The sequence below is a fragment of the Microbacterium sp. Y355 genome (assembly GCF_059445345.1).
Window position 1 is genome coordinate 2,996,728 of the sequence record NZ_JCAIUD010000001.1, and the last position, 13,568, is coordinate 3,010,295.

Annotated in this window: 13 protein-coding genes; all 13 read left to right on the forward strand. The window is 63.0% G+C overall.

Annotated elements, in window-relative coordinates; all coding sequences use genetic code 11:
- The first annotated feature begins 254 nt into the window (after positions 1-254).
- The 13 genes from dnaK (at position 255) to AC1C2O_RS14530 (ending at position 13,553) form a co-directional block, all read left to right on the forward strand.
- Complete coding sequence (gene dnaK / locus AC1C2O_RS14470) at positions 255-2,117, forward strand: molecular chaperone DnaK (protein ID WP_495431138.1); 1,863 nt, start codon at positions 255-257, stop codon at positions 2,115-2,117.
- A 2-nt stretch (positions 2,118-2,119) separates the two neighbouring features.
- Positions 2,120-2,749: a nucleotide exchange factor GrpE gene (locus tag AC1C2O_RS14475; RefSeq protein ID WP_495431139.1), complete on the forward strand. Its 630-nt coding sequence runs from the start codon at positions 2,120-2,122 to the stop codon at positions 2,747-2,749.
- Between the two features lie 7 nt (positions 2,750-2,756).
- A complete protein-coding gene (locus AC1C2O_RS14480; protein WP_495431140.1) occupies positions 2,757-3,740 on the forward strand; it encodes a DnaJ C-terminal domain-containing protein in 984 nt (327 codons plus the stop codon).
- Positions 3,741-3,773: 33 nt separating this feature from the next.
- Complete coding sequence (locus tag AC1C2O_RS14485) at positions 3,774-4,202, forward strand: heat shock protein transcriptional repressor HspR (RefSeq protein WP_495431141.1); 429 nt, start codon at positions 3,774-3,776, stop codon at positions 4,200-4,202.
- 107 nt (positions 4,203-4,309) lie between these two features.
- Complete coding sequence (locus AC1C2O_RS14490; RefSeq protein WP_495431142.1) at positions 4,310-4,999, forward strand: GntR family transcriptional regulator; 690 nt, start codon at positions 4,310-4,312, stop codon at positions 4,997-4,999.
- Positions 4,963-5,802, forward strand: a complete 840-nt coding sequence (locus AC1C2O_RS14495) for an HpcH/HpaI aldolase family protein (protein ID WP_495431143.1) — start codon at positions 4,963-4,965, stop codon at positions 5,800-5,802. Before AC1C2O_RS14490 ends, AC1C2O_RS14495 begins: the two co-directional genes overlap by 37 nt.
- A gap of 138 nt (positions 5,803-5,940) precedes the next feature.
- Positions 5,941-6,909, forward strand: a complete 969-nt coding sequence (locus tag AC1C2O_RS14500) for a tripartite tricarboxylate transporter substrate binding protein (protein ID WP_495431144.1) — start codon at positions 5,941-5,943, stop codon at positions 6,907-6,909.
- A gap of 61 nt (positions 6,910-6,970) precedes the next feature.
- Positions 6,971-7,498 carry a tripartite tricarboxylate transporter TctB family protein gene (locus AC1C2O_RS14505; RefSeq protein ID WP_495431145.1) on the forward strand — a complete coding sequence of 176 codons (528 nt, stop codon included), beginning with the start codon at positions 6,971-6,973 and terminating at the stop codon, positions 7,496-7,498.
- Positions 7,495-9,138: a tripartite tricarboxylate transporter permease gene (locus AC1C2O_RS14510; protein WP_495431146.1), complete on the forward strand. Its 1,644-nt coding sequence runs from the start codon at positions 7,495-7,497 to the stop codon at positions 9,136-9,138. The genes AC1C2O_RS14505 and AC1C2O_RS14510 overlap by 4 nt, the downstream gene beginning before the upstream one ends.
- A complete protein-coding gene (locus tag AC1C2O_RS14515; RefSeq protein ID WP_495431147.1) occupies positions 9,135-10,004 on the forward strand; it encodes a dihydrodipicolinate synthase family protein in 870 nt (289 codons plus the stop codon). The genes AC1C2O_RS14510 and AC1C2O_RS14515 overlap by 4 nt, the downstream gene beginning before the upstream one ends.
- A gap of 332 nt (positions 10,005-10,336) precedes the next feature.
- Positions 10,337-11,647, forward strand: a complete 1,311-nt coding sequence (locus tag AC1C2O_RS14520; RefSeq protein ID WP_495431148.1) for an ABC transporter substrate-binding protein — start codon at positions 10,337-10,339, stop codon at positions 11,645-11,647.
- Between the two features lie 65 nt (positions 11,648-11,712).
- Positions 11,713-12,684: a carbohydrate ABC transporter permease gene (locus tag AC1C2O_RS14525; RefSeq protein WP_495431149.1), complete on the forward strand. Its 972-nt coding sequence runs from the start codon at positions 11,713-11,715 to the stop codon at positions 12,682-12,684.
- Complete coding sequence (locus AC1C2O_RS14530) at positions 12,681-13,553, forward strand: carbohydrate ABC transporter permease (protein WP_495431150.1); 873 nt, start codon at positions 12,681-12,683, stop codon at positions 13,551-13,553. The genes AC1C2O_RS14525 and AC1C2O_RS14530 overlap by 4 nt, the downstream gene beginning before the upstream one ends.
- Positions 13,554-13,568 lie beyond the last annotated feature (15 nt).

Consider the following 13,568-nt stretch of genomic DNA (forward strand, 5'->3'; position numbering starts at 1 on the left):
AGGAATGCTGAGTGACACGCGACGTCAACAGGCGACACATGGCGTCATAGAGGTGGAAATGAGCGCGGAATGGTGGCGCGCGGCGTCGACATGTGCTTGGTCTCGCGGTGGCGTCATCCTCAAACTTGAGTGCAGGCGTATCAAGTTTAAATTGACAGCTTTCGGTCGCCCGGGTACAGTTGAGTCATCGCGGCTCAGGTTTACTGACTCGCCAGAGAACTTCACTCACAGACTTCAATCAAAAGGAGAATCGCATGGCACGTGCTGTTGGAATCGACCTTGGTACGACGAACTCCGTCGTCAGCGTCCTTGAGGGTGGTGAGCCGAAGGTTATCGCCAATGCCGAGGGCTTCCGCACGACCCCTTCGGTCGTCGCATACACGAAGGACGGCGAAATCCTCGTCGGCGAGACCGCCAAGCGTCAGGCTGTCACGAACGTTGACCGCACCGTCGCATCCGTCAAGCGTCACATGGGTACCGACTGGACCTTCGACGTCGATGGTAAGAAGTGGACGCCGCAGGAGATCTCCGCGCGCATCCTCATGAAGCTCAAGCGTGATGCTGAGTCGTACCTCGGTGACACCGTGTCGGATGCCGTCATCACCGTGCCTGCGTACTTCAACGACGCCGAGCGCCAGGCCACCAAGGAGGCCGGCGAGATTGCGGGCCTCAACGTCCTGCGCATCATCAACGAGCCCACCGCTGCCGCCCTCGCATACGGCCTCGACAAGGGTAAGGAAGATGAGCTCATCCTGGTCTTCGACCTCGGTGGCGGAACGTTCGACGTCTCACTGCTCGAAGTGGGCAAGGACGACGACTTCTCCACCATTCAGGTGCGCTCCACCTCTGGTGACAACCGCCTCGGTGGTGACGACTGGGACCAGCGCCTCGTCGATCACCTCATCAAGCAGTTCAAGGAAACCACCGGTGTGGACGTCTCTGGCGACAAGATCGCGCTGCAGCGTCTGAAGGAAGCCGCCGAGCAGGCGAAGAAGGAACTCTCCTCCTCGACCAGCACGAGCATCAACCTGCCGTACCTGTCGCTGACTGAGTCTGGCCCCGTCTCGCTCTCGGAGACCATCACCCGCGCGAAGTTCGAGGACCTCACCAAGGACCTGCTCGACCGCACCAAGAAGCCGTTCGAGGATGTCATCCGCGAGGCGAACGTCAAGGTCGCCGATATCGACCACATCGTGCTCGTCGGTGGATCGACGCGTATGCCTGCCGTTGCTGAGCTCGTCAAGCGCGAGACCGGTAAGGACGCCAACAAGGGCGTAAACCCGGATGAGGTCGTCGCCGTCGGCGCCGCTCTGCAGGCTGGAGTCCTGCGTGGCGAGCGCAAGGATGTGCTGCTTATCGACGTCACTCCACTGAGCCTCGGAATCGAGACCAAGGGCGGCCGGATGACCAAGCTCATCGACCGCAACACCGCGATCCCAACCAAGCGCAGCGAGACCTTCACCACGGCAGACGACAACCAGCCGTCCGTCGCGATCCAGGTCTTCCAGGGCGAGCGCGAGTTCACTCGCGACAATAAGCCGCTCGGAACGTTCGAGTTGACCGGCATCGCCCCGGCTCCCCGAGGCGTCCCGCAGGTCGAGGTCACATTCGACATCGACGCCAACGGCATCGTGCACGTGTCTGCAAAGGACAAGGGCACCGGTAAGGAGCAGTCGATGACCATCACCGGCGGCTCGTCGCTGTCGAAGGATGACATCGAGCGCATGGTTCGCGAAGCCGAGGAGAACGCGGCCGAGGACAAGCAGCGCGCCGAGGCTCTCGAGCAGCGCAACCAGGCCGAGACGCTTTCGTACTCGATCGAGAAGCTCATCAAGGAGAACGAAGACAAGCTGCCTGCGGACGTCAAGGAGACGGTCCAGGCTGACGTCGACGCTCTGAAGACGGCTCTGGCTGGCGAGGATGACGACGCCGTCAAGGTGGCGTTTGACAAGTTGAACGAGTCGCAGAGCAAGCTCGGCGAAGCGATCTACGCTCAGTCGCAGGCAGATGCTGCGGCAAGTGGCTCCGCCGAGGGTGAAGCCCCCGCAGGTGACGCTTCTGATGAAGAAGATGTCATCGACGCTGAGGTTGTCGACGACGAGGATGAGAAGAAGTAACCATGACGGACAAGAACTTCGACGAAAACGGCGAGGTTCTTCCTGAGGACGAGGGGTCGGATGCTGTGGCATCCGGCCCTGCGTCGCAGGAGAACCCCAACTCCGCAGAGGCTGCCTCTGCGGAGGGATCTGACGATGACTTCACGATTGAAGACATCTTGAACGCTACGCAGAGCGACGAGGCGGCAAAAGCCGGTGACGCGGCGCTCGCTGACGCGGAGTCCGCTTTACTCAACGACCTCAAGCGGCTGCAGGCCGAGTACGCCAACTACCGTCGGCGCACCGAAGAGCAGCGGCACGTAGAGATCGCGCGTTCCAAGGGCGAGGTGGCCAAGGGGCTGCTCCCGGTGCTTGACGACCTCGACCGCGCCACGCAGCACGGTGACCTCGACGAGGGCACGCCTTTCTTCGCCATCGGCGAGAAGGTGCGCACGGTCGTGGAGCGACTGGGCGTTGTCGCGTATGGCGAGAAGGGTGAGGTATTCGACCCTCAGCATCACGAGGCGATCTTCCAGCAGCCGACTCCAGGCGCCGAGGGTTCGACGATCCTCGAGGTCGTCGAGGTGGGATACCGCCTCGGTGACGTTGAGCTGCGCCCGGCGAAGGTCGTCGTCGCTGTTCCTGCAGAGTAGGTGATCGATGGCCAGCCAAGATTGGTTCGACAAGGACTTCTACAAGACGCTCGGCGTCTCCAAAGATGTCGCTGACGCGGATCTGAAGAAGACGTACCGAAAGCTGGCGCGCAAGTATCACCCGGATTCCAATGCGGGGGATGCGAAGGCCGAAGCGAAGTTCAAGGAGATCAGCGAGGCGTACTCGGTGCTCTCTGACGCGGAGCAGCGCAAGGAATACGACGAGATCAGGGCCATGGGCTCTGGTGCACGTTTCACTGCGGGCGGTGCTGGTGCGGGCGGCTTCGAAGACGTGTTCAGTCGATACGGTCAGGGCCGGGGCCAGAGCAATGCCGACTTTGAGGACATCTTCGCGATGTTCAATCAGGGGCAGCAGGGCGGCTTCGGTTCCGGTCGCTTCGGGCAGACGACTGGCGGATTCCGTGGTCAGGGTGGTCCGCAGAAGGGCATCGACATTACGGCGCGCACTACGCTCGACTTCGCCACTGCTGTGCAGGGCGAGACGATCACGTTGCAGGGCGAGGATGGAAAGCCTTTCAAAGTGAAGATCCCTGCTGGCGTTGCTGATGGGCAGAAGATTCGTCTGCGCGGTCGTGGTCGCCCTTCGCCGGATGGCGGAGAAAATGGCGACATCGTCGTAGCGATCAAGGTACGTCCGCACCCGGTGTTCACGCGTGACGGTCTGCACCTGCGGCTGACGGTGCCTGTTACCTTCACCGAGGCGGCGCTCGGCGCGACCATCGAAGTGCCCACTCTCGGTGGCGACGTGGTCAAGCTCCGCGTTGCACCAGGCACGCCGTCCGGTCGCGTTCTGCGCGTCAAGGGGCGTGGCGTCAAGACGGCGAAGGGCACCGGCGATCTACTCGCCGAGCTGCAGGTCGCGGTTCCCACGCATCTGGATGACGCCGCACGCGAGGCGCTCGAGAAGTTCCACGAGCTGGAATCGAAGGAGAACCCGCGCGCCGAGTTGATGGCGAAGGCGCAGGCCTGATGATGACGAGTTCGAGCTGCGGAGGTGATCGCAATGACCACGGATGAAGATGCCCTGGTCTTTGCGATCGCCGTCGCGGCCGAACTCGCGGGCATGCACCCGCAGACGCTGCGCCAGTATGACCGCATCGGGCTGGTAGTGCCCGGCCGCACGCGCGGCGGCTCACGCCGCTACTCGGCGCGGAATATCCAGCAGTTGCGTGAGGTCGCCAGGCTCGGTGCCGAGGGCATGAGTCTTCCCGCGATCGCGCGGTTGCTCGATCTCGAGGACGAAGTGCAGCTGTTGCGCCGTCGAGTCCTTGATCTTGAGAGCGCCCTGCGCTCTGAGCGAGTTAACCGCCCCGGCGTGCGCGTTTTCGCGGCCGGTGCGAGCGGAGTGATTCCTGTTTTTAGCGGTCGCCGTATCCGTCGCTCGACCGATGTGGTGCTGTGGCAGCCGCGGGGTTTCGGCAACGAAGACTGACTTGCAGGGTCGCTCTGCATCCGATCATCGCGCTTGCGGCCCATGTTGCGGTAACCTGATCGCACGACTGTTAACTGTAGACAGTTTTGTGACGGGCGGAGAGCAGCGTGGCCACCAGACTTCAACCGGTGACGGTCGTGCGTGAAGCGCTCGGAACCCAGGTTGCGAACCATATTCGCGATGCGATCGTCAGGGGCGATCTCGAGGCGGGTGAGCGCCTGGTAGAGACGGAATTCGCCGATTCCCTCAACGTCAGCCGCGGCCCGGTGCGTGATGGGTTCCGCATCCTCGAGGCCGAGGGCCTGATTGCCAAGCAGGGCCAGGGTTACCTCGTCCAGAGCCTCGATGCGCGTGATATTCGCGAACTCTATTCTCTGCGTGGTGCGCTCGAGTCGCTGGCGATGTCGATAACCATGGCGCTGGACAAAACTCCCGATCTCGGAGCGCTGCGTGCGGTCGTCGAGGCCATGGGCAGAGCGGCGGATGCCGCAGATTCAGATGAGTTCGCCCGTGTAGATGTGATCTTCCACAGCATGCTGTGCGACCTTTCCGGGCATCGCCGACTTGCCGCGGTGTGGCGACAGTACGAGCCGATCACCATGGCGTTGCTTCGGGTCACCGTGCTCGTCGACGATGATCTGCACGTCACGACCGCGCGTCACGCGCTGTTGGTCGACCTCATCGAGGGTGGTGACAGCGCGGCTGTGCTGGCGGAATTGGAAGACCACCTCGACGGTTCGCGTGAGCGGATGCTTGAGGCGTGGCGTACCTCCGCCGCGCGGAAGTCGGCGACGTGACTGTGCTTGCCACCACCGCGCCTGAAACCATCAGCCCCCACGTCGACGCCGCCGCGTTTCGAGAACGACTTAGCGCGCGGCACGCGATGAGTGGAGCCTGGGTGTTCCTCGATGACGCCGTAACGACGCAGGTGATGGCGCGCGCGGGCTTCGACTTCATCACGATCGACCTCCAGCACAGCTACTCGACGATGAGTTCTGCGGATGCCTTGGTTGAGGCCGTGCGGCAGGGCGGAGCGCAGGCGATCGTGCGCGTCCCCTGGAATACCCCCGACCTGATCATGCGATCACTCGACCTCGGTGCCGATGGAGTGATCGTGCCGATGGTGAACAGCGCTGCCGAAGCAGAAGCAGCGGCCTCCGCGTGTCACTACGCGCCGCGCGGAACGCGCAGTTGGGGTCCGCTGTGGCAGGGAGTGCACGAGCGCTTCCCCGATCACGAAGAAGGCGACCGCACGGCAGCCTGCATCGTCATGATTGAGACGGCGGCGGCGTATGCCGACATCGACGCGATCGCGGCAGTGCCGGATGTCGATGCCGTGTACATCGGGCAGAATGATCTCTCGCTCAGCGCCGGGCTCGGCCGCCAGACATACGCGGAGTCTCCGCACATGCACTCGATGATCGAGCGCATCATCGAGCGCAGTCATGCTGCCGGAACTGCAGTGGGGCTCGACTGCAGCGGCGCCGAGGCGGCGCGCTACTGGCGTGAGCGTGGCGTCGACTTCGTCATCGCGGCAAACGATGTCGCGCTGCTTGGCCAGGCTGCGGCCGCTGCGGCCGCTGATCTCCAGAATCGCTGAGTCGTGGCATCCGCGAACTCGCTTCTGCACGCCCGAACGCGTTCGTTCACTGTTGACTGTCAACAGTGAACACTGCTACGCTCGGCCCGTCAGTCCCTACTGCACTCAACGACAACTCGCACTCAAAGAGGAGCAAAGATGCCCATCAAGCGCATGAACCGCGTGCTGGCAGCCGCCGCGGTCTTCACCACAGCAGCACTGGTTATGTCCGGATGCACGAAGGTCGATGAGGGTGGCGAAGCCGCATCGTCCTTCCCCGAGAAGGACATCCGCCTGATCATCCAGGCCAACCCCGGGGGCGGCTCTGACCTGTCTTCCCGCGCACTGGCCACCCAGCTCGAGGGCATCCTCGATGTCAGCGTGATTCCGGAGAACATGCCGGGAGCTGCTGGTGCGCTCGCGATGGAGTACGTCGCAGAGCAAGACCCTGATGGCTACGTCATCGGCTTCGGTCCGGTCGAGATCGCCATGCTCAACACCACGCAGGACGCGAACGTTCTGCCGGAGAACTTCGACCTGCTCGGCCAAATCATGCTGGCGCCGGGCGTCATCACGGTCTCCGCCGCTAGCGATGTGCAGACCCTGGAAGACCTCGTCACCAAGGCGAAGGCCGCGCCCATCACGATCGCCAACTCCGGCGCTGGCTCCATCTGGGAAGCCGCCAGTGTCGCCTTCGGCACCGAGACCGGTGGTCAGGTCACTCCCGTCCCGTACGACGGTGGCGCACCAGCCGTCGCAGCAGCGGCATCCGGTGAAGCTGATGCAGCCGTCTCCGGACTCGGTGAAGCACTGTCGCAGGGTGGCGCCGTGCGCATCCTCGCCGTGCTGAACGACGAACGCCACCCGGATGCTCCCGACGTCGAGACCGCAGAAGAAGCTATCGGCGCCGAGCTCATCTTTGGTGGCTGGGGCGGAATCTACGCTCCCGCCGGTCTCCCGGACGACGTGCACGCCACGCTCGAGGCCGCCATCAAGGAAGCCGTAGAGTCCGACACCTACACGCAGTTCCAGGAAGACGCCGGAAACCTCGTCGTCTACCGTGACTCGGCCGAGTTCACCGAGTTCGTCGGCGAGCAGTTCACCCTGTTCCAGGACCTGCTGGGCTGACATCAATGACGGAGGCCGGGACACCTCGGCCTCCGTCATCCGTCCTCGTCGAAGGAAGCACATGTCGTCTGCAGAAGTCGCCGAGAGCGACGATTACCAAAGCGCGACGCCCTCGCGCGCGCTCGAAATAGCGTTCGCCATCGTCGCACTCGCGTTTACCGCGGGATACCTGGCGCTGTCGACGCAGATCCATCTGCGCCGCGAGGTTGCGGCAGGACAGATCGATGCCCGCTTCTGGCCCATGCTGCTCGGAGTGACGGGCGTCGTCGTGGCCATCACTATTTTGGTGTTCGCGATCGCGCGGCCGGCACCGGGACGTGAGGACACTGAGCGCATTCAGCCCGGTGGGGTCGCCCGGGTGAGCGCAACTCTCGTGATCTCGGGTGCCTTCATCGCCCTGTGGTCACTCGGCTCGGTCATCCTGTTCGGTTACCGCATCGAAGTCTTCCCGATTGCCGCAGCCCTGCTCATGGCCGCTCTGATGCTCGTCTACGGGCACCGGCGCTGGCTGAGTCTCATCATCTACACGGCATCCGTCACGGCGTTCATCTACGTCGTATTCGGGATGCTCCTGAGGATTCCGCTATGACTCCGTTCCTGGAGGGGCTCGACGCGCTCCTTGATATCTCGATCCTGCTCTACATGCTCGTGGGGCTCTTGCTCGGCTTCATGGTTGGTGCTTTCCCGGGCATTACCGCCACCATGGCTGTCGCGCTCGCCGCCGGCTTCACCATGACGCTCGAACCCGTGCAGGGTCTTGCCGTGCTGCTCACCATCTATGTCGCCGCAAACTTCGGTGACCGGGTGCCGTCGATCCTGATCAACACGCCAGGCACCCCGGCATCCATCGCAACGACTCTCGATGGCTACCCGATGGCCAAACAGGGCAGGGCAGGACTCGCGCTGACGATGTCGGCGATCGTTTCTGCCGTCGGCATCCTCGCCTCACTCGTGTTGTTCGCGGTTGCTGCAGTGCCGATCGCGAGCTTCGCCCGCGACTACTTCAAATCTCCCGAGCTATTCGCGCTCGTGGTCTTCGGCATCGCGATCATGATCGGCATCTCGTCGAAGTCGATGCTCAAGGGCATCCTCGCCGGCCTCTTCGGGCTCATGCTCGGCACGGTCGGCACATATGCCGCCACCGCAGACAAGCGTTTCACCTTCGGATCGCTGGACCTCGTCGAGGGCCTCAACTTCATCGCGGTCATCATCGGGCTCTTCGGTATCGCCGAGCTGTTCGACCAACTGCTCACGTATCGCAAGAACAACGTTCGTCCGATCTCGAGCCTCGGTCGCTGGTGGCCGAACAAGGCCGAGTTCAAGCAGAGTGGTCGCGCGACGGCAGTTGCCGGAGCCGTCGGTCTCGGTGTCGGGCTCATCCCCGCGGCCGGTGGCGACATCGCCGGACTCATCGGTTGGGATCGCGCGCGCAAGGCTTCGAAGCATCCGGAGGAGTTCGGTAAGGGCTCGATCGAGGGCGTCGCGGCATCCGACACGGCATCCAGCGCGACGCTCGGAGGATCGCTCACCACGACGATGGCGTTGGGCATCCCCGGCGACTCGGTGATGGCCGTGATGATCGGTTCGATGATCATCTGGGGCATCACCCCGGGCCCCACACTGTTCACCGAACGGCCCGATCTGGTCGTCTCGATCGTCGGCATCATGCTCGTTGCCACGCTGCTCTCGCTCGGGCTGAGCCTCGTGCGCATGAAGGGCATGGTGAAGCTGCTCGACGTTCCGCAGCCGTACCTGTGGAGCGGCATCCTGATCTTCTGCATCATCGGCACATACGCCACCTCAAACAGCCTCGCGACGGTCGTCACGATGCTCGTCTTCGGCGTCGTCGGCGTGCTGCTCAAGCGGATGCAGGTGCCCGCGGGGCCCGTGGTGCTCGGGCTGCTGCTCGGTCCGCTGGCCGAGGAGAACCTCGCCCGCACTCTCGCGATTCTTCCCACGAAGCCGTTCTTCGAGGTCGTCAGCCCGATCGCGATCGTGCTGCTCGTGCTCGCCGTGCTCTCGATCGTCATGCCGGCGATCCGCTCGGCGCGCAAGCCGCGTGACAAGCGGGCGTCCTTCGCTGATTCGGTACTCGACACCGAGAGCCTCACTCAGATCTCGAAGGCGCACGAGGAGCTTGCCGCCGACCCCGACCTGCTCACCTCGACGGTGCGCACACCATCCACCCGGCGCGGTGCGCGCCGGAAGAACAAGGAGAACAAGAAGTGACCCGTTACGACATCTTGACTGCCGTTCCTACCGCGTTCCATCGGGACGGGAGTCTTGATCTGGAAGGGTCGCGCGCGATCTTCCGTTTCGTAGGGGAGTCTGGCAACGAGGGCGCGTTCATTCTCGGCACGACGGGGGAGTTCCCTGCGGTGGATGCTGCGGAGTTCCGCTCGCTTGTCGAGGCGGCGCTTGCTGAGCTCGCAGATCGGATGCGCGTGGTCGTGCATGTCGGTCAGCCCAGCACGTTCGAAGCTGTGCGCCTCACGGGTATCGCACGCGAGCTCGGCGCGACAGAGTTCGCGGCGCTCACTCCGTACTACCTGCGCTCTAGCGAGGATTCGATCTTCGACTACTACCAGGCAGTGTCGGATGCAGTGGGCGACGGACGCCTGTACATCTACATTTACCCTGCGCGCAGCGGCAACACGGTCTCGCCGGAGCTGCTGGTGCGGCTGTCGGCGCTGCCGAACGTCGTCGGGGCGAAGATCAGCGAGCTCTCGCTGGAAGAGATCGCCGCGTACCGAGCGGTGGTTCCTGCTGATTTCGATCTGTACACCGGCGCTGATCGCGACCTGATCGCGGCCGTCGAGGTCGGTGCGCAGGGTGTCGTCTCTGGTGTCTCGTCTGTGACGCCGAAGCCGTTCCGTGCGCTTGCGGATGCCGGCCGCTCGGGGGATGCCTCGGCGATCGCAGCCGCTCAGGTCGCAGTCGACGATGTTGCTTCGCTGATCGGCGGCGACATGGCTCGGATGAAGGAGGGCTATCGCGTGCTCGGTGTGACCGACACACACTGCCGCATGGCGATCGCGGAGCCGACGGATGCTGAGCGTGCTGATGTGCGCCAGGTTGTCGAGCTGTATCGCTGAGGTTCGTCGGTGGGCCGCCGCCTAGCTTCCATAACGCAGAAACCGTCCTTCCCCCACTTAGGGAGGGGCGGTTTCTGCGTTATGGATAGAGCGACGGAGACCGCTGGCGGCTGCGGATCAAAGGCGACAAGAGAAATCGATATCAAAGCGCGCGTTCGTTCGGCGTGACGTTCAATCTGAGGCTAGGACTCAGAATCCTCTACGGGAGCAGCATTGGGTTTGACAGATCATCCGCTGCAACGTTACGTTTGGCGAAATCGATTTCACCCGCACAGTAGCGTTCGTGATCTTGAGTGCAACGCCGCAGATCTGGCTGGACGAAGGAGTTAGCAGTGAAGACCATCAATTCGTATACATCGAGCGCGGACGCTTCCCATCTTCCGCGCCGCGCGCTTCGCGCGGTCGGTATTGCAGCCGTCGCAGCTCTGGCACTCGCTGGCTGCACAGCGACGGCCGGCGACAGCGGAGGGGAAAGTGCAGGCGGAGAGCTGACGTTCTCCAACTGGCAGTTCCTCGAAGACGGCAAGGGTCCCATCATCTGGGATGCGGTCAAGGGCTACACAGGACCGAACGACGACATCTCGCTCACCAAGGTCGAAATCCCGTTCGCAAACTACGCGGACAAGCTCAGCACTGAGCTCGGCGCCGGTGGCGGACCCGATGTCATGGTCCTACAGGACAGCCAGTTCGCGTCGCTGGTCGATGCTGGCGTCCTTGAGCCGCTGGACGATATCGCCGAAGAGATGGGGGATTCCCTCAACAACACGAATGAGGCCGGCTTCTTCCAGGACGGGCAGTACGGTTTCAACTGGGAGCGCCCGACCTACAGCACGGTCATCTACAACAAGGACATCTTCGCCGAGCTGGGTCTTGAGGTTCCGACGACATTCGATGAGTTCCTCACGACGGCACAGACGATCAAGGACGAACTCGGAATCTCCGGCTTCGCCGGCCGACACCAGACGGCCGAGATCGACGGCTGGACTCTGGAGATGGCCAACTGGATTTACGGATTCGGCGGCGAGCTCAGCGACGGTGAGAAACTCACGATCGACAACCCTGCAAACGTCGAGGCCGTCGAAGCATTCCTGAAGACGTTCGAGTCGGGCGTCGCCCCAATCGGCGACGATGCATCGACCTTCCGTGCAAAGTTCGGCCAGGGCCAGGTCGGCATGCTCTTCGAGAATTCCGGTGTCGCAACGACCCTGACCAGTAGCGCAGACGGAGCGATCAACGGCCAGAACCTGGGTGCGGCTCCGCTGCCGATGGCCAACCCGGGGTCGAACTCGCAGCTGATCATCGCCGTGAACGCGAACAGCGATAACAAGGAAGCAGCCAAGGACTTCGTGCGCTGGGTACTCGGCGACGAGGGACAGGTCGCGATTCGTACGGGCCTCGGCGCATCAGCGATGGCCACCGACGTCGAACCCGACGCCGCGTTCCTCGAAGCTAACCCCTGGGCGACGCAGTTCCTCGAGGCGGCCAAGACGTCGAAGTCGACCATGGTCGAGGGTTTCGAGACCGAAAGCAAGGTCATCTGGCGCGAGGTGCTGACAGGGATCGAAGACCTCCGGGTCAACGGTGGCGACGTCAAGGCGAAGCTCGCCGACGTTCAGAAAACCCTCGAAGCCGAACTCGGTTGACCCCTTCGGAGGATCGGCGCAATCGCCGCCGGTCCTCCGAAGTGACCCGAAAGGACATGGAAACGATGGCCGTCACCACGGTTGAGGCGAAACACGCCTCCTCGCCGCGCGGTACAGCGCCGCGGAAGAAGAAAATCGCAGGCGGTGCGCTCGGACGATTTGTCGAGCGCAACGGTGCGTACCTCTTCCTCTTCCCTGCGATCGCCTATCTCGCGGTTTTCACGATCTTCCCGCTCGTCCGCGGGCTGATGCTCTCCTTCACCGCGACCAAACTCGTCAACCCAGCTGGGGGACGACCGGTCGGTCTGGAGAATTACGAATACCTGCTGAGCAGTGACAAGTTCTGGTCCTCCGTGGTCACGACACTTTTGTACACACTGTTCAGCGTCGTATTCGCGGTCGGCATCGGAACGGCGGGCGCGCTGCTGCTGAACACGGCGTTCCGCGGTCGAGGGATCGTCAGAGCTATCGTCACGATCCCGTGGGCTGTGCCGACGGTTGCCGCGGCGTTGATCTTCGTCTGGATCTACAACAACGAGCAGGGCATCCTCAACCGCACCACCGGGGCGCTCGGTCTCGGGGAGCACGGCTGGCTGGTGGACCCCAGCTTCGGGCTCTTCGCCGTCACCCTCGCTACCGTGTGGAAGCTCACGCCGCTGGTCATGTTGGTCATGCTCAGTGCACTGCAGAGCGTTCCCCACGAGCTCCGTGAGGCGACCTGGATGGACGGGGCGACGAAGTTCCAGTCCTTCGGCGCAGTGACGCTGCCCCACATCATGCCCACGATTCGAATGATCACACTGCTGATGACGATCTGGTCGATCCGTCGCTTCGAGGTCATCTTCCTCATCACCGGCGGTGGGCCGCTCGACGTGACCAACACTCTCGTGGTGAACGTCTATCGAACCGCCTTCCAAGATCAGAATCTCGGTCGAGCCGCCGCGATCGGCGCGCTGGGACTGGTGCTGTCGCTGCTGGTCACGGTGGTCTACTTCATCATCGAGCAAATCCAGGAACGTCAGGAGAGCCAGCGATGACGACCACACACATCCCCACCGCTCTGCCGCGCAAGCGCGGCATCGGCGCGCGATTCGGCAGCCTCGGCAAGGCCGTTCTGATCACGCTCCTCGTCGTGTTCGCCGGGTTCCCGATCTACTGGATGCTGGCAACCTCGCTCGGCACCGAGACCTCGCTCTATCGCGACGGACAGCCCCTCTTCCCCGAGTTTGGCAACATCGGCCAATGGGGAGGGTTCCTCGCAGATGTCCCGATTCTTCGGTGGCTGGGAAACTCGTTCGTCATCGCTGCGGGAACGACCATTCTCAGCCTGGTCCTCGCGACCTTGGCCGCGTACGCGCTCAGCCGGTACCGGTTCCGTGGCCGAGGCATTGCAGGATTCATCTTCTTCAGCACGCAGATGCTGCCGGAGGCGCTCATCATCGTCCCGCTGTACGCGATCTTCGCCGGCGCCGGTCTCCTAAACGGGCACTGGGGCCTTGTGCTCGCCGACACGGCGTTCGTCATGCCCGTGAGCATGTTCATTATCAAGAGCGGCATCGACAAGATTCCTTACGAGATCGAGGAGTCCGCCCGTATCGACGGATGCTCGCGCCTGCGCATCCTGTTCACGATCGTCCTGCCGCTGATCATGCCGAGTGTCGCCGCGGCCGCCGTCATCGCGTTCTTCGACGGCTGGAACGAGTTCATGTTCGCCAACACGTTCATCTCCTCGTCTGAACTCTGGCCAGCATCGGTGGGACTGTCGTCGTTCCTCGGCCAGTTCTATACGCCGATGAACGTCGTCATGCTGTGCGCGCTGCTGTTCGCGCTGCCAGCAATCATCTTCTTCCTGTGGGCTCAGCGCGGCATTGTGTCGGGGCTGACCGCGGGATCCGTCAAGGGGTAGGGAAATCATGTCTGA